19 protein-coding genes are annotated in these 16,811 nt (G+C 37.4%); 15 read left to right on the forward strand and 4 right to left on the reverse strand.

The genetic code is table 11. The features are described 5' to 3' along the window. Window positions 1-66: 66 nt before the first annotated feature. On the reverse strand, window positions 67-456 hold the full coding sequence (locus tag V7121_RS04600) for a DUF7147 family protein (protein ID WP_335545875.1): 390 nt from the start codon (window positions 454-456) through the stop codon (window positions 67-69). A 406-nt stretch (window positions 457-862) separates the two neighbouring features. On the opposite strand from V7121_RS04600, the gene rsmD reads away from it, so the two are divergent. After that, window positions 863-1,423, forward strand: a complete 561-nt coding sequence (gene rsmD, locus V7121_RS04605; RefSeq protein ID WP_335499578.1) for a 16S rRNA (guanine(966)-N(2))-methyltransferase RsmD — start codon at window positions 863-865, stop codon at window positions 1,421-1,423. Between the two features lie 12 nt (window positions 1,424-1,435). Further along, window positions 1,436-1,918, forward strand: a complete 483-nt coding sequence (coaD, locus tag V7121_RS04610) for a pantetheine-phosphate adenylyltransferase (RefSeq protein ID WP_335499577.1) — start codon at window positions 1,436-1,438, stop codon at window positions 1,916-1,918. A 78-nt stretch (window positions 1,919-1,996) separates the two neighbouring features. Here the strand turns inward: coaD and ylbJ are convergent, their stop codons facing one another. Then, on the reverse strand, window positions 1,997-3,211 hold the full coding sequence (gene ylbJ / locus V7121_RS04615; protein ID WP_335499575.1) for a sporulation integral membrane protein YlbJ: 1,215 nt from the start codon (window positions 3,209-3,211) through the stop codon (window positions 1,997-1,999). Between the two features lie 233 nt (window positions 3,212-3,444). Between ylbJ and V7121_RS04620 the strand changes: the two genes are divergently transcribed. Next, window positions 3,445-4,224: a patatin-like phospholipase family protein gene (locus V7121_RS04620; protein ID WP_335499573.1), complete on the forward strand. Its 780-nt coding sequence runs from the start codon at window positions 3,445-3,447 to the stop codon at window positions 4,222-4,224. Between the two features lie 8 nt (window positions 4,225-4,232). Then, window positions 4,233-5,252: a SepM family pheromone-processing serine protease gene (locus V7121_RS04625; RefSeq protein WP_335499570.1), complete on the forward strand. Its 1,020-nt coding sequence runs from the start codon at window positions 4,233-4,235 to the stop codon at window positions 5,250-5,252. A gap of 117 nt (window positions 5,253-5,369) precedes the next feature. Here the strand turns inward: V7121_RS04625 and V7121_RS04630 are convergent, their stop codons facing one another. Further along, on the reverse strand, window positions 5,370-6,584 hold the full coding sequence (locus V7121_RS04630) for a nucleotidyltransferase (protein WP_335499568.1): 1,215 nt from the start codon (window positions 6,582-6,584) through the stop codon (window positions 5,370-5,372). A 233-nt stretch (window positions 6,585-6,817) separates the two neighbouring features. On the opposite strand from V7121_RS04630, the gene V7121_RS04635 reads away from it, so the two are divergent. From V7121_RS04635 to V7121_RS04650, 4 genes are all read left to right on the forward strand, one after another. Continuing rightward, the gene (locus tag V7121_RS04635) at window positions 6,818-7,345 is read left to right on the forward strand and encodes a YceD family protein (protein WP_335499566.1); all 528 of its coding nucleotides are present in this window, start codon (window positions 6,818-6,820) and stop codon (window positions 7,343-7,345) included. Window positions 7,346-7,428: 83 nt separating this feature from the next. Continuing rightward, window positions 7,429-7,602, forward strand: a complete 174-nt coding sequence (gene rpmF / locus V7121_RS04640; protein WP_026566356.1) for a 50S ribosomal protein L32 — start codon at window positions 7,429-7,431, stop codon at window positions 7,600-7,602. A gap of 115 nt (window positions 7,603-7,717) precedes the next feature. Next, a complete protein-coding gene (locus V7121_RS04645; protein WP_335499564.1) occupies window positions 7,718-8,479 on the forward strand; it encodes an enoyl-CoA hydratase/isomerase family protein in 762 nt (253 codons plus the stop codon). An 85-nt stretch (window positions 8,480-8,564) separates the two neighbouring features. Continuing rightward, on the forward strand, window positions 8,565-9,194 hold the full coding sequence (locus tag V7121_RS04650) for an RsfA family transcriptional regulator (RefSeq protein WP_335545877.1): 630 nt from the start codon (window positions 8,565-8,567) through the stop codon (window positions 9,192-9,194). 29 nt (window positions 9,195-9,223) lie between these two features. Here the strand turns inward: V7121_RS04650 and V7121_RS04655 are convergent, their stop codons facing one another. Beyond that, a complete protein-coding gene (locus V7121_RS04655) occupies window positions 9,224-9,703 on the reverse strand; it encodes an N-acetyltransferase (protein WP_335499561.1) in 480 nt (159 codons plus the stop codon). A 236-nt stretch (window positions 9,704-9,939) separates the two neighbouring features. Here V7121_RS04655 and V7121_RS04660 point away from each other — a divergent pair, with 236 nt between their 5' ends. The 7 genes from V7121_RS04660 to mraZ all read left to right on the forward strand — a co-directional run bounded on the left by V7121_RS04660 (window position 9,940) and on the right by mraZ (window position 16,783). Further along, entirely contained in the window at window positions 9,940-11,277 is a 1,338-nt protein-coding gene (locus V7121_RS04660; RefSeq protein ID WP_335545879.1) for an acetyl-CoA carboxylase biotin carboxylase subunit, read from the forward strand. A gap of 12 nt (window positions 11,278-11,289) precedes the next feature. Next, window positions 11,290-11,502, forward strand: coding sequence for a biotin/lipoyl-containing protein (locus tag V7121_RS04665; protein WP_335499555.1), 213 nt, complete (start codon window positions 11,290-11,292; stop codon window positions 11,500-11,502). 18 nt (window positions 11,503-11,520) lie between these two features. Next, entirely contained in the window at window positions 11,521-13,065 is a 1,545-nt protein-coding gene (locus V7121_RS04670; protein ID WP_420490611.1) for an acyl-CoA carboxylase subunit beta, read from the forward strand. 121 nt (window positions 13,066-13,186) lie between these two features. Beyond that, window positions 13,187-14,092 (forward strand): 2-dehydropantoate 2-reductase, encoded by a 906-nt coding sequence (locus tag V7121_RS04675; RefSeq protein ID WP_335499550.1) that lies wholly within the window; start codon window positions 13,187-13,189, stop codon window positions 14,090-14,092. After that, a complete protein-coding gene (locus V7121_RS04680) occupies window positions 14,089-14,484 on the forward strand; it encodes a DUF3397 domain-containing protein (RefSeq protein WP_335499548.1) in 396 nt (131 codons plus the stop codon). The genes V7121_RS04675 and V7121_RS04680 overlap by 4 nt, the downstream gene beginning before the upstream one ends. Window positions 14,485-14,573: 89 nt before the next feature. Beyond that, a complete protein-coding gene (gene bshC, locus V7121_RS04685; RefSeq protein ID WP_335499545.1) occupies window positions 14,574-16,208 on the forward strand; it encodes a bacillithiol biosynthesis cysteine-adding enzyme BshC in 1,635 nt (544 codons plus the stop codon). 143 nt (window positions 16,209-16,351) lie between these two features. Further along, window positions 16,352-16,783, forward strand: coding sequence for a division/cell wall cluster transcriptional repressor MraZ (mraZ, locus tag V7121_RS04690; protein ID WP_335499544.1), 432 nt, complete (start codon window positions 16,352-16,354; stop codon window positions 16,781-16,783). Window positions 16,784-16,811 lie beyond the last annotated feature (28 nt).

Below are 16,811 nucleotides of genomic sequence, written 5' to 3' on the forward strand. Positions count from 1 at the left end.
TGTTTCCTTTATCTCAGTTGGACCGCTCCAGGCCATACGCCGCTGAGCAGGGCGCTTCCGCTTTTCTTATTGTAACGGCAGTAAATAATGATTTAGCCTCAGGATACCAATTAGGTATTGATAATATAGGTCTCTTTCATAAAAGATGGTAGAGGGCTTAACCGATAATTCAGAAATTTGCTTACTGTACTTATTCGCTGTTTCAACAAATAGGTCATACCTTTTATTTGGCAAAAAATGTGGGTTTGGTATACCCTCACGACAAATATAAAGAGGTTGGAACTTGCCAGGGTCCGTTGGTTTTAGAATGACGACCAAGGATGTTAGTTCTTTATTATCAATCTTTGTGTGAAGTGCAAGCATGTGCACAAGTCGGTGTTGATTGGCATTTGTAAGTTCTATCAGTTCATATATATCTGAATATCCTTCTCCTAATTCGATAAAACGCTGAATCAATTAAAACGCTCCTTTAAAATAGGTCAATTCAAAATAACTGTAACACTTATTTTTTATTTTTTGAATAAAAAATAAAAAAAACCTGCAGAAAATTCTGCAGGGTCCTTCCATATCCTCATAAAGGATAGAAGGCAAAGGGAGAGGAGAAACCGGAGGAAGAACTTATGGGGAAACGTAAGTCTTCTCCGCGGTTGGCAACAACATCCTCGAATTGATGTTGTTAATTACATTATTTCCACAACGCAAAAGCTTATACGTACTTTATAATAAAAATTCTTAAGGACACAACTAGTTTGTTTAGCTTCTATTTAATATAAAGTTATATTCCATAAGAATTGTCTACTTTTTAAGAATTATGGTAGGATGTATTAAGATATTATTTCTGAAAAAATGTGGTGATTAGTACGTGCGAGTGGTTTCAGGAATTTGTAAAGGAAGACATTTGAAAGCAGTCCCTGGAAATACAACGAGACCGACAACGGATAAGGTCAAGGAAGCCTTATTTAATATGATTGGTCCTTATTTCAATGGCGGCATCGGCTTGGACCTATTTGCTGGAAGTGGTGGATTAGGCCTGGAGGCACTAAGCAGAGGATTAGATAAGGTAATCTTTATTGACCGTGAGACAAGAGCCATTCAGGTGATTCAGGAAAATATTAAAGCTTGTAAATTTGAGGAGCAAGCTGAGGTTTTTCGGAATGATGCGGATAGAGCTTTAAAGGCGCTTATTAAAAGGAATATTAGCTTTGATTACATATTTTTAGACCCTCCTTATAAAAAGCAGCAACTGGTCAGTTTAATGGAAAAAATGGATAAGCAGGATGTCGTAAGAAAAGATGGAATTGTCGTCTGTGAACATAGCTTTGATGTTGAATTACCGGAAGAGGTAGGACGATTTAGCCAAATTAAACATGAAAAGTACGGGATTATAGCAATAACAATTTATATACGGAATGTTTCTGATTAAGGGGGAGTTATTTTGGCTAGTATTGCTGTCTGTCCAGGTAGTTTTGACCCAATTACCTATGGTCACTTAGATATTATCCGTCGTGGGGCTAAGGTATTTGATAAAGTATATGTTGTGGTTTTAAACAATTCAGCAAAAAATCCAGTTTTTACAGTTGAGGAACGGTTAAGCTTAATTAAAGAAGTAACCAAGGATATTCCAAATGTAATAGTTGATGAATTCTCAGGGTTGCTTATTGATTATGCAAAAACTGTGAATGCCAATGCAATTCTGCGCGGGCTGCGTGCTGTTTCAGATTTTGAGTACGAAATGCAAATTACTTCCATGAATAGAGTGCTGAATGATGAAATCGAAACCTTTTTTATAATGACCAATAATCAATTCTCCTTCTTAAGCTCAAGTATCGTTAAAGAAGTTGCGAAATATAATGGGAACATTTCCACACTCGTCCCACCAATTGTAGAAAAAGAATTGCAAAAGAAATTCAAGGCATAAGAAAGCGCAATGGACCTTTTCAGCACCTAATGGCCATGCGATGGAAGTTTACAAAAAAAGAGCTGTTTAGCTCTTTTTTTATTGTTTTTTTAAGCGGGAATATAAAATGAGCACATACACTAAGAGTGAGAGGATGGTAAAGAGTGGTCCTATGGAAATCAGCTGATGATAAAGCTGATTAACCCAGGAACCATCCCCAAAAAAACCTACTGGCAAGGCATTAGATGGTCGATCATTACTGTTATAACGTAAGTAAACCGGCTTCCACAAAATTAGTGTAAATATACTTGCGAAAACACCTTGAATAATTCTTGCAATGAAAAATGGTTTATATCTGATATCTGTTTCTGCCAGAATGCTGGCAACTTGTGCTTGAACACTAAAACCACTAAATGCGAGGATAAAGCTAGTAATCATTGCTTTTTGTAAAAGAGTAGCATCCACTACTTGACTAGTAAGTTTACTGCCTAAAGTAATTTCAAATAACCCTGAAATAAACGGAATGCTTAACATTTCTGGAAATGACATGGAAGATAGTAGGAACTCAACTGATTTTGCTAATGTCGCCGTGATATGTAAATGATAAAGTAATTTGTTAATCACAGAAAATAAGATAATAAACCCTCCCACCATCAAGAGAGTTTGGATCGAGGAATTGACAGCATCACCCAAAAGTTTCCCGATGGGCCGATTATCTTTTAATCTTGTTTGATGTAAAGCGGAAAAGGCAGAACGGATTTTGAATTTTTTCTTTAGCTGCGTAGAGTCTTTAGGTGATTCCTTTCCATAAAAACGCATGATTAATCCAACACATATATTTCCTAAATAATGAGCTAATGCAAGGGTAAGTCCTAAATGGGGGTTATAAAAAAATCCAACTGATACCGCCCCAAAGATAAATAACGGATTGGATGAATTGGTGAAAGAAACTAGCCTTTCCGCTTCAATTTGTGATAATTGACCTTCCTGACGCAGTCTAGCTGTAAACTTTGCACCTGCTGGGAATCCAGAAGCCATACCCATGGCCCAAACAAACCCGCCTACTCCAGGAACCTTAAAAAGAGGTCTCATCAGCGGTTCCAGCAATACACCGATAAATTTAACCACACCAAAGCCAATTAACATTTCAGAAACTATAAAAAATGGTAACAAGGATGGAAATACAATTTCCCACCACATATTTAGTCCGCGAATCGAGGCATCTAATGACTCCTGTGGATAGAATATTAGTGAGCCGGCTAATATGGTGACAGATATAGATAAAAGTATTGTTTTTAATTTCGATTGTAACAATTAAGGGACCTCCTCCCGAAGGGATCGATGAACTGTGCATTCAATTAATTGAATGGTAAAATAAAGAAATATTCTATCCTGACTTGTCCTCATATAACACAAATATACTCATAGAAAGTTTATTTAGACCATAAGATTGAACGAGATTTCACTTTAAGCAGGAACGTTGTTTGTCATGCCCGTAATACAGAAATCAGAAACTTCAATAAGGTATTTTTAGGAGGTTTAACGGTATGGAGCACCCTAAAATAGGATTGGCACTTGGTTCTGGAGGTGCACGCGGGTTTGCTCATTTAGGTGTCATAAAAGCATTAACAGATGCGGGAATTCCGATTCATTTGATTGCAGGCAGCAGTATGGGAGCACTGGTTGCCAGTTTTTATGGAGCGGGAATCGAGATGGGACGGTTATATAAATTATCCACCGCCTTTAAGAGGAAATACTTTTTGGATTTTACCGTACCAAAAATGGGCTTTATTTCAGGAAAAAAAGTAAAAGAGTTTATTAAGGTTTTTACTCATGGGAAAAATATTGAGGATTTATCCATTCCGATTGGAATCGTTGCAACCGATTTATTGACGGGGGAAAAGGTGGTATTTAAAACAGGTCCTGTCGCGGATGCTGTACGTGCAAGCATCTCTATTCCAGGAATCTTTGTTCCAGAAAAGTTTAACGGCAGAATTCTTGTTGACGGTGGGGTTTCTGATCGGGTTCCGGTTTCCGTTGCTAAAGAAATGGGCGCAGATATTGTGATTGCTGTTGATGTTTCTAGGGTTAAGAGAAATGCTGAAATTACCTCAATCTACGATGTTATCATGCAGAGTATAGACATTATGCAAGCAGAAATAATTAGCAATAGGGAAATTGCAGCGAGTGTTATGATTCGACCGCCGGTTGAAATATATAGTTCACGAGCCTTCACAAATATTGAGGAGATCATCAACTTGGGTGAGGAAGAAGCAAAAAAACATCTCACGCAAATTAAAACTGTGATTGAACAGTGGAAGGGATAAAAATTGCCATGCGTAAAAAAATATATATAGGTTCTGCTTTATTTATTACTGTCATTTTAATTTGGGGAATGTTTTATTCATTACCTTATTATGTCTCGAAGCCAGGAATGGCGAAGGAATTGGCACCAATTATCACTGTCGATGGCGGGGATAAAGATGAAGGCAATTTTATGCTCACAACAGTTAGAATGGGAAGAGCTAATATTTACTCTTATTTAGAAGCAAAGATTAGAAAATATGAAGAACTGTATCCATTAAAGATGATTTTAAATAAAAAAGAGACAGAGGAAGAATACAATGCTAGGCAGCTTCACCTTATGGCGGGAGCAAAGCTAAATGCAATAGAGGTTGCCTACCGAAAAGCGGGATTACCTGTAAAATATAAATATAAGGGAATTTATGTGGTACAAGTGATTCCAGGAATGCCGGCTGATGGGACTCTTTTAACCGGCGATCGCATATTTAAGGTGGACGGAAAGAAATTGCCTTCTTCAGAAAAATTCATCGATTATGTTAGTAAAAAACAAGCAGGAGACAAGGTGGCATTAACTTACCAGCGAAATAAAGAGACAAAAATGGTTACTTTAAAGCTAAAGCCTTTCAAAGAAGAACCACAAAAAGTTGGAATTGGTATTTCACTTGTCGATGATAAAGAAATTGTCGTTGAGCCCAAAGTAAAGGTGAAAACGGATGAAATTGGTGGACCATCTGCGGGGTTTATGTTTACCTTAGAAATTTATAACCAACTAACAAAAGGAGACTTAACAAAAGGGTACCAAATTGCTGGAACCGGGACAATAGAAGTAGACGGGACGGTTGGACCTATTGGCGGAATTGAACAAAAAATTGTTGCAGCAGACAAAGCAGGTGCGGAAATCTTTCTAGCACCTAATGAAAAGGGAATAAAGAATTCCAATTATCGAGATGCGGTAAAGACTGCCCGTGATATAAGAACAAAAATGAAGATTGTTCCAATTGATACATTTGATGAAGCGGTTAGTTATTTAAAAAAGCTTAAGAAAAAATAAAAAGATGGTGCCTTGGCATCATCTTTTTGCTTTATCCCGCTTTAACTGTCAGTCAGTAAAAGCCTGATTGGATCAAGTAGTGGGGGATGGAACGCCCCCACTGATGGAAGTTTCACTTTATCTAATATAAATTGGCGGGTGCTCAAATTCCTGATGCATCATAGCAGCTTTTAAATGACTTGGGATTCCAAGCGAATAAATCCGTGCAGCCCTAATGTCAGGGTATATTTCTTTTCCTTTAAAAGCGGAAAGTTTAGATATAAGTGGGAGACTGAGATGAGATTTTGTTTTATTTAAGTATTCCCTGCCCAAAGGAGTCATTCCTAAAAGTCTTAAATAGGAGGCTTTTTCCGAAGTTAATGCCATTTCTTCTTTTTTAGTATTTGTTAAGATATGAACACAAAGCCTTTGCAGTCTTGTCCAAGTATAACGCTTCGTTTTAATCATCTCCATAAACTCATGAAAGGTGTTAGCTTCTCGTGCAGCAGATAATAGTCTGTATTCAAGACCTTCTTCCATTTCATAAATGTCCCTCAGTTCTTCAGGACTAGAGTGAATTAATCGAAATTGAAGATAACTCCAATAATTTTCCCATTGGTGATATACTTGATAAGATTGTAAATATTCTTTAAGCAATTGTTTGGTCGGCCCTGGGACATATTGGTCAATCACAGAATTTTCTTCGCTGTCAGTAAAAATCGCTTTCCGAATACTCGTTGCACTTGCAATCGTTGCAGACGCAAAATCTTGGTCATGATAATTAGCATTTTTCCGAGGAATTGTTAATGGAATAACATTGGATTTTTGCTGGTTAATTGCTTTTATATATTCAATTCCAAGAATATTATTTGGTTTTCCTAAATCTAAATACCTTTCTGAATCTGGCAATTGCTGAAATGCAAGGGCTAGAGCTCTTGGGTAACTCACCCCTGTTTCAATATAGTGTTTAATATTTTCATTAAATGTACTACCCATTTCATCTAGGTACTCAATGGTCTGAATGAAAGATGATAAATTTCCACTCTCGCTTCCAAAACAAAGGTAATTTGAACCCACAGCATCCAAAATTGAAACGGCGCCATTTGCGAAGGTCTCCGCTTTTTGAGTGGCGAAACAATAAGGTAGTTCAAAAACAATATCCACCCCATTTAGTAAGGCCATTTTCGTTCGCTGCCATTTGGATACTAGTGCAGGTTCCCCGCGCTGTAAAAAGTTACCACTCATTACGGCAATGACAACATCCGCTTTTGATACTTCCTTAGAAGCTTGTAAATGATGGGCATGTCCATTATGAAAAGGGTTATATTCCACGATTAATCCCACAGCTCTCATTCTTTCTCTCCCTTTTTTAAAAACTACTAACATTATAACAACATTTTAAGGAAACCAATCAAATAATATGGTAAGATATTAAGTATGTTTGCAAAAGGCTTATCTGGTTAAACTAGTATAGGAAACAGATAGGAGCGTTTTGTTTTTTAAATCCTGATAGGGTGTAAAGAAAAAACATTGACAAAAAATTTATCGAAGGCTATAATTACCTTTGTTGCCTTGGGGTGATTCAATTGAAATGGACATTAAGTCAATTACAAAAATATCGAAACAAGGAATTTATGATTGATGAGATGGTTCGTGTGGACGAGGTCAAACAAGATGATCCAACCATCCGAGAAGTTTCTCCGATGCATATAACCGGTCGGGGAGATATCGATTCAACGAAAGTAACATTCCATTTAAAAATTGAAGGTTACTTAATACTTCCATGTTCTCGTACTTTAGTGGATGTTAAACTTCCAATTAATGTCGAAACAACTGAAACGTTCCTCTTACATGGTTCAGCATATGAATCAGAAGAGGAAGCATATCAAGTAAAGGGTGAAGTGATTGATATTATGCCAATCCTTCGAGAAATTCTTTTACTTGAGGTTCCAATGCAAGTTTTTTGCGAAGATGTTAATCGTGAAGATGCTGCTCCACAGTCTGGCAAGGATTGGGAAGTAGTTCATGATGAAGATCAATCTAAAAAAATTGACCCGAGACTAGCAGGTCTCGCAAAATTTTTTGATGAAAACAATTCTTCTTCCGAATCATAATCGACAAATCTAAGAAGCAAAGTGAAGACCTGGCATTCCTGGACTTCATTACTTTCTTAATACTCTTTAAGGAGGTGGGAAGAATGGCTGTACCTTTTAGAAGAACTTCTAAAACTGCAAAAAGAAAACGTCGTACTCATTTTAAATTAAACGTACCTGGTATGGTAAGCTGCCCAAACTGTGGTGAAATGAAACTTTCACACCGCGTATGTAAAGCTTGCGGAACATACAAAGGAAAAGACGTAGTGAACGACTAATTTCCGATAAGATAGAAAGCACAAGGGTTTTTAACCCTTGTGCTTTTGTCGTTTTTAGATTATACATAGCTTAACCTATATAATAAAAAATTTGTAGCTGGAAAGGACTTGAAGAATGTTCTCGTACACGATTGAAAGACAGGAAATGGGTTATTTGTTATTTACGATTACTAGAAGTGAAAAGAGAAATGCAATAAATTTTGACGTCATGGAAGGATTAGCTGAAGCAATCAAGAGATGTTCTCAACCTGATATAAAGGCTCTTGTAATCACGGGGAAAGACGATCGTGCTTTTTGTTCAGGTGGAGACTTATCTGTTTTTCATCAACTTCGTACAAAAGAAGAGGCGTATGGAATGCTCTCTAAAATGGCAAATATCCTTTATTCACTGCTTACCTTGCCTATTCCGACCATTGCTCTTGTTAACGGTACAGCCATTGGCGGTGGTTGTGAGCTTGCTGTGGCTTGTGATTTTCGTTTGGCACGAGAAGGAATAAAAGCAGGGTTTGTCCAAGGAAAGCAAGCGATAACCACAGGATGGGGCGGTGGTTCGATTTTAGCAGAAAAGCTTCCAAATTCAAATGCACTGAAGCTTTTAATGGATGCTGAACAGGTAACAGCCCAACAATTAAAAGAAATTGGGTTTATAGATGCTATATATAAAGATGATTCACTTCGGGCATGTGAATCATTCATTGAGAAAATGATAGGTAATGATATAAATGTCCTGAAATCCTATAAACAGATATGGATTAGAAAGTGGGAGCAGGCAAAACTTCGTGAAAGAATCGAAGAGGAGGTAAAAAATTGCTCCGTTCTTTGGGAAAGTGAACTTCACCATGAATATGTAAAAACTTTTATACGTAAAAAAGAATGAATAAAGATGAAAACACGGTGCTTGATTAAGTCTATCTTTTCTAGTAGATGCATATGTATTATAAAAACACTAGGAGGGATGTTTAATGTCACCGACTCGACAGGATGCGTGGTCCCAAGACGAAGACTTGTTACTTGCTGAGGTTGTGTTACGACACATCCGCGAAGGCGGGACCCAACTGCAAGCTTTCGAGGAAGTAGGGAAGCAGCTGACGCGTACCTCTGCAGCTTGTGGTTTTCGCTGGAATTCATTTGTAAGAAAACAATATAAATCGGGTATTGAGCTTGCTAAAAAGCAGCGGAAGGAAATGAAGAAGCAACCAGTCGCAAATGAAGTAGAAACATTCCGAGAGGCAGTTAAAGTAGAGGTAGATCCTCCCCCGACAACAACTGAGCAAGGAAGTGCAATTACGTTTCCTGCTGTAATTCATTTTTTAGAGGCGCTCCAACAAAAAGCGCAAGCTTCATCCAGCATGGAAGCCGATCGAAAGAAATCACAAGAAAAAATCAAAGAGCTGGAAAAGAAGGCATACTATTTGGCTGCCGAAAATGAAAGATTATCTAAAAATTTGAAGGCAATCGAAGAGGATTATCGATCTTTAATTGAAATTATGGAAAGAGCTCGGAAAATGGTTGTCCTCCAGGATGAGGACAAACAACAAAAAGTGAAATTCCAAATGGACAAAAATGGTAATCTTGAAAGAATAGAAAAGTAGAAAAGCGGACATATTGTCCGCTTTTTCATTTATTTATTATGATGTTGTGCCTCGACACCTCTAGGATACCAAACTAGTGGATTCTCACCGCGGTCACGTTCCATTTCATAATCTACATTTGCAAAGCCCATCTTCTCCCAAAAACTTCTTGATTGTACTCTTGGGTTCGTCTTAATTGGGAGATCGAAGCTTTTCGCAAATTCTACAAGCACTTTGCCGTACCCTTTTCCTTGGTAATCAGGTAATACCTCTAGTTTCCATAATTCCAAGTAGTTTTGCGGAGGATAGAAGTAGCGGTCAAATTTTGCATCAATTTGATATAAACTCATTCGTGCTACTAATTTGTCCCCAAAGTAAATTCCGTAAAATGGGGAGTCCATATCGTCATCAATCATATTTGCTTCTAAATCTTCAAGCATGGATAATTCTTGAATTCCATATTCTTTAAATTTTTTAAACTCTTCTAGTGTTTTAAAGTTTACTTTGAGTCTCTCCACTTTTGCTGCCATAGTCGACCTCCTAAAAATGATAACCTCATAATCTTGTATATATTCATTTGTTCTTGAATAATATGAAGTGAAATAATTTTTGCACTATTCAAATGAATTATTTTAATTATATAACAAAAACTCAAAAAATTCTTCAAATATGTTCAGGAAGCGTTTTCATTAATTGCAGGAAATTTAGAGAATGATGTAGAAACATATAAATGATGGAATAAAAGGGGTATGAAAGGGGAAAAAGTGTGCAAAAAATTTTAATTGCCAATCGAGGAGAAATTGCCCTTCGGATTATTCGAACCTGTCAACAGATGGGGATTGAAACAATTGCGATTTATTCCGAAGCAGATAAGGAAATGCCCTTTGTTAAAGCGGCAACATTGGCTTTTTGTGTGGGGGAACCACCTGTTAACAAGTCATATTTACAAATTGATAAAATTCTAGAAATAGCAAAACGAGAAAAGGTAGATGCAATCCATCCAGGCTACGGTTTCTTATCTGAAAATAGTGACTTTGCACAAAGAGTAATGGAAGCGGGAATTATTTTTATCGGACCTAACCCTTCAACGATTGAATTAATGGGCGATAAGATTGTTTCCCGTCAAACAATGGAGAAAGCAGGAGTTCCAGTCGTCCCTGGAAGTGGACATGGTTTAAAGACAGTTGAGGAAGCATGCGCGCTTGCAGAATCAATCGGCTATCCTGTGATGCTTAAGGCAAGCGGCGGCGGCGGCGGTATTGGAATGGTGTATTGCGAGGATGAGCAAGCGCTCGTTAAGTCTTTTTCCCAAACCAAAACGAGAGCAATGACCTATTTTGGTTCAGATGAGGTTTTTATTGAAAAATATATTAAAGATGCAAGACATATTGAAATCCAAGTGTTCGGTGATAATTATGGAAACATTGTTCACCTGTATGAAAGGAATTGTTCGATTCAAAGAAGACATCAAAAGGTAATTGAGGAATCACCTTCACCGTTTCTTTCGAATAATGCACGACTCAAAATGTATGAAACAGCTATAAAAGCTGCAAAAGCAGTGGATTATTCAAATGCTGGGACCGTTGAATTTATAGTCGATCAAAACGAAGAGTTTTATTTCCTTGAAATGAATACTCGGCTGCAAGTTGAACATCCGGTGACAGAAATGATTACTACTTTGGATTTAGTCAAATGGCAAATCCTCATCGCCCGTGGTGAACGTTTACCACTACTTCAGGATGATATTGTTATATCGGGTCATGCCATTGAATTTAGACTTTATGCTGAAGACTCTGTTCGCTTTTTACCATCACCTGGTAAAATCAGCACGCTGACATGGAAACAGGAAGAAGGCGTTAGGGTTGATTGGGGATATGAAGAGGGAGGAACGGTTACGCCCTTTTATGATCCAATGATAGCAAAAGTCATTATTCATAATGAATCCCGGCAAATCGCCATTGAAACGGCTATTCGCTTCTTTAATGAGATAAGGATTGAAGGAATTAAAACTAATGTACCACTATTCCAAACTATATTAATAAATGACGAGTTTCTAAATGGAACTTACTCCACCAGTCTTTTAACCAAAAAATTAGTGAAATAAGGAGAGAAAAAAATGAAGGAAATTATAGCTAGCATGGCAGGGACAGTTTTAAATGTTTTTGTAGCCAAAGGTAATCAAGTCCAACTGGGGCAGGAAGTTGTGATGCTTGAGTCGATGAAAATGGAAATTCCAATTGAAAGCGATATAGAAGGATCTGTATTTGACGTTAAGGTTAATATTGGCGACTTCGTTAATGAAGGTGACGTACTGATTGTTTTAGAATAAATGTTTTTGAGGGGGAGAATGATGGGTACAATTAATACACTGAATGATCAATTAAACCTGAACCGGAAAATAATTGAAGCCGGTGGACATCCGAAATATCACGACAAGGCTAAGGAACAAAAAAAATTATATGTTCGTGAGCGACTCTCGCTTTTGTTTGATGAAGGGCAATACGAAGAAGATGGTAAGTTTGCTAATTTTAAAGCTGGTGATCTTCCTGCGGATGGTGTCGTAACAGCGATTGGTAAAATTAATGGCCAAACGGTTTGTGTGATGGCAAATGATTCGACGATCAAAGCAGGTTCGTGGGGGGCCAGGACTGTTGAGAAGATTATTCGCATTCAAGAAGTGGCTGAAAAGCTAAAGGTTCCATTATTTTACCTTGTTGACTCTGCGGGGGCAAGAATTACCGATCAACTTGAGATGTTTCCAAATCGTCGCGGGGCAGGAAGAATTTTCTACAATCAAGTCAAACTTTCGGGGATGATTCCTCAGGTTTGTATTCTGTTTGGACCATCCGCGGCAGGCGGTGCATACATCCCCGCATTTTGCGATATTGTTATCATGGTCGATCAGAATGCATCTATGTACTTGGGGTCACCACGAATGGCTGAAAAGGTGATTGGCGAAAAGGTAACGCTTGAAGAAATGGGCGGTGCGAGAATGCACTGTTCTGTCAGCGGGTGCGGGGATGTTCTCGCCTATAGTGAACAAGAAGCAATTGAATCAGCAAAAAGATATATTAACTTCTTTCCAGCTAGTTTTAAAGAGAAGCCAAAAGTAACTGCGGGAGTTGATGCAAAACAAGGACGCGAACTTGAAGCGATCATTCCAGAAAACCAAAACGCACCATTTGATATGTATGAATGTATTGATAGACTTGTGGACCATGCTAGTTTTTATGAAATAAAGAAGCTGTTTGCACCAGAATTGATTACCGGATTAGCTAGAATGGATGGCAAACCAATTGGCATAATTGCTAATCAGCCTAAAGTAAAAGGCGGCGTTTTATTTGTGGATTCTGCTGATAAAGCAGCCAAGTTTATTCAACTCTGCGACGCCTTTCATATTCCACTATTATTTTTAGCAGACGTACCGGGCTTCATGATCGGAACCAAGGTAGAACGGGCTGGAATCATCCGTCATGGGGCTAAATTAATTGCGGCAATGAGTTCAGCGACTGTTCCTAAAATCTCGGTAATCGTAAGAAAAGCTTATGGTGCCGGTCTCTATGCAATGGCGGGTCCAGCTTTTGAGCCGGACTGCTGCATCGCTTTACCAACCGCTCAAATTGCTGTAATGGGGCCAGAAGCGGCTGTGAATGCCGTCTATTCCAATAAAATTAATCAGATTGAGGACCCGAAAGAAAAGATCGCTTTTGTCCAAGAAAAGCATAGGGAATACAAAGAACATATTGATATTTATAAGCTGGCTTCAGAACTTATCGTCGATGAAATTGTCGCACCTTCTGAATTAAGGGATGTTCTAATAAAACGGTTTGCCTACTACGAAACTAAGGAATTAAAATTTAGTAATCGTAAACATCCTGTTTATCCAGTTTGATTTTTTAACCCTATTCGCTGATAAGCGAATAGGGTTAAACTTTTTTTCTAAATCTTAGTAACAAACTATCGACAGCATCTGATAAAATATGGGTAAAGACGACTAAAGAAGAGGGGTTACCATGAGGGTTGGAATTATTGGTGCTGGGTCCATTGGACTATTATTCGCAGCTTATATTAGTAGAGTTTCAGAGGTAACGATTTACACTAGAACAGTTGAACAAGCTGCAGAGATAAATAAGTTTGGAATCCTTTTAAAAATAAGCGAAAAAGAAGACACGTTATCCTTAATTAAGGCCTTGCCAATTAAGGAGTGGAAGGGGGATGAAGAACTTACGATAATTGCAGTCAAGCAATATCAACTTCCAGTAATTGTTGAAATGGTAAATAAGTTAGCACTCGTTCCAAAAAATATCCTTTTTCTACAGAATGGTATGGGTCATTTAAAACTACTTGAAACTATTCCGTTTACTAATATTTTTGTAGGTTCCGTGGAACATGGTGCATTGAAAGAAAATCCTTCTACTGTTGCCCATAATGGTGAGGCTGCAACAAAGGTGGCTGTTTTTAGAGGCGATCCCGCAATTTTGTTAGAATTTATTCATTCAGCACCTCCCGAATTTCCACTAGTTTTTAAAGAAAATTATTTTTCAATGTTGATAAGTAAATTAGTTGTCAATGCAGTCATTAATCCATTAACAGCCACCCTACAAGTGGAAAATGGCGAATTGATAAAGAACCCATTTTATTTTCAAGTACTAAAAAACCTATTTTCGGAGATTTGTTCAATCTTACATTTGGACAACCCCAATGCACATTTGCAGCAAATCATCGGTATATGTAAGAACACTTCCACAAACCGGTCGTCTATGTTGAAAGATCTTGAAGCATCAAGAATGACAGAAGTGGATGCAATCTTGGGGTTTATCTTAGATGAGGCCAAAAACAAAGGTATAACAGCACCACTAGTAGAAAATTTATATTATTTAATTAAAGGAAAAGAAATAATAAAGGGGGAATATGCTTGATTACTGTTCTCTCATCGATTATTTCCATATTTATTGCCTTACCCTTTTTAGGGTTCATTGTTGTATTTTTTGCTATGAAATTTATTACTAACAACACGCAAAAGTCTGTCCATGTGGCACTAGATTCAACAACCATTTTATTTATCATTTCTGTACATTTTTTAATACTAACTATTTGGGATAAATCTTTTTTTTGGTTCATAATACTACTAATGATTTTAATAGCTATGGTTTTTGTGTTTGTTCACTGGAAGATAAAGGAAGAAATTATCTTAAAAAAGGTGATAAAGGGGTTTTGGCGTTTTAATTTTATACTCTTTCTCTTTACTTACCTTAGCCTGACCGTCTATGGATTAATTTATCGGGCATTGATTTTTACCTTTTCCAACTGAATAATAAGCCAAAGTTTTTTTCAAATGTGATTGGTAGTGGTATACTCTTAACAGAATGAATTTGGGTGATCAGAAAGGAAGTACAATGAATGGAGATTTTAAATCTCTCTTTACCAGCAACCAACCGGTTTGCTTCGAATTATTTGGAACAATCTCGGGAAATCCAACCATTTTTTCATTACCGGTTTAATGAGGCAGCCGATGATGCTAGACGGGTGGAAGAACTAAGTAACCGATTGTTTCCTCGTACCGAGGTTGCTGAACATATTGAGAGCTTTATGAAGCGGTTTCCATCGTCTGAAGCTGTTGTTAAGTCAATCGATAAACTTAAAACAAATCAAAGCCTTGTCGTTATTGGGGGGCAGCAGGCAGGTATCCTTACAGGACCGCTTTATTCAATACATAAAGTTATTTCAATTATTAAATTGGCAGAACAAAAAGAGGCACAGCTAGGTGTACCGGTTGTTCCTGTCTTTTGGATTGCTGGGGAAGATCATGATTTTCAAGAAGTTAATCATGTCTTTGTACCTGTAAATAACAAGGCAGATAAATGGACGTACCCTGAAAGGGTTCATCAAAAGCTAATGGTATCTGACATTCAGTTAAATAGAGAGGAATGTCTTATTTGGGTGCAGAATTTAATTGAGAATTTTGGTGAGACAGAACACACGAATACACTTTTAGAATTTGCAGAAGAACAAATTTCAAAATCCACCACCTTCGTTGATTTCTTTGCCAATCTTATTATGGAATTGTTCAAGGATTATGGACTATTAATTGTTGATTCTGGTAACAAGGAGTTTCGTGACCTTCAAAAGGAATTTTTTAAACAGCAAATTCTTCACCACAAGGAGATTACGTACCATTTATTGGCACAACAAAGGGAAATAGGCGAAAAAGGGTTTCCGATTACGATTGATGCAAGTGAAGAAAATGCTAACCTTTTCTTCTATGATCAAGAGATGAATGATCGGATCTTGCTTGAATATAATCAGGAAAATGATTGTTTTGTGGGGAAAAGTGGAACTTTAACCTTTTCAAAAGAACAATTAGTGGAGTATGCCGAGGAAAATCCGGCAGCATTAAGTAATAATGTGGTGACAAGGCCGCTTATGCAGGAATGGTTATTTCCGACAATCGCTTTCATTGCTGGTCCGGGAGAAATTTCATACTGGGCAGAACTTAAGCAAGTTTTCGAACATTTTGATATCAAGATGCCGCCAATTGTACCGCGCTTGAATATTACCATCCTTGATCGCTCAATTGAAACAGACGTGAGTGAATTACAGTTAAATCTTGCCGATGTGATAAGCAATGGTACAGCAAAGGAAAGGAACCAATTTCTAGAAGAAATTAAAGATAAAGAACTGGTTTCGTTATTTTTACGTACCAAAGAACAACTGCTAAATCAATACCGACTAATCGAAGTAAAAACAGCTGATGTGGACAGAGGCCTACTACCGCTGTTAAAGAAAAATGAGAGTTACTTACTGAAAGAAATCGAGTTTATGGAAACAAAACTTTATGATGCAGGAAAGTTAAAACACGATATTTTACTGAAAAAATATGACCGTGTTGATCTTGCATTAAGACCTGACGGTTTTCCGCAGGAAAGGGTTTGGAATATATTTTACTATCTAAATCAATATGGAATGAATCTGATTCATGATCTAATGTCAGGGACCTTTGAATTCGATGGGCTGCATAAAGTCATGAAAATGTAAAAACTTCACAGTTGTGAAGTTTTTTTTTTGCGAAATTAATGGATAAAAAAGGATTTACAGGTTTTAAGAAGAATAGTTTAAAAATAGGTGGTGGAAAGTGGGGGAATGTGGTACATTTTTAATAGAAAGTGGGGGTCGAAGGTATGTTCATGGGTGAATACCATCATAGCATTGATAATAAAGGCCGGATTATCGTGCCCTCCAAATTCCGTGATGATCTTGGTGACATGTTTATCATTACACGTGGATTGGATCAATGTTTGTTTGGTTACCCGTTATCAGAGTGGGCGCTTATTGAAGAGAAATTAAAAGGCTTACCTCTGACAAAAAAAGATGCCCGGGCTTTTACTAGGTTCTTCTTTTCAGGAGCAACAGAAAGTGAACTTGATAAACAAGGAAGAATTAACATCCCAGCACCACTTTTACAGTATGCAAAATTGGAAAAAGAGTGTGTAATATTAGGTGTTTCCAATCGAATTGAAATTTGGAGTAAACAGATTTGGGAAGAATATTTTAACCAGTCCGAAGAATCTTTTGCAGAAATTGCAGAAAATATGATTGGCTTTGATATATAATGGATAAATTATGTTAATATATTTTCTA

It is taken from the genome of Neobacillus drentensis (assembly GCF_036962125.1).
In the GTDB taxonomy this organism is placed as follows: domain Bacteria; phylum Bacillota; class Bacilli; order Bacillales; family Cytobacillaceae; genus Neobacillus; species Neobacillus drentensis_B.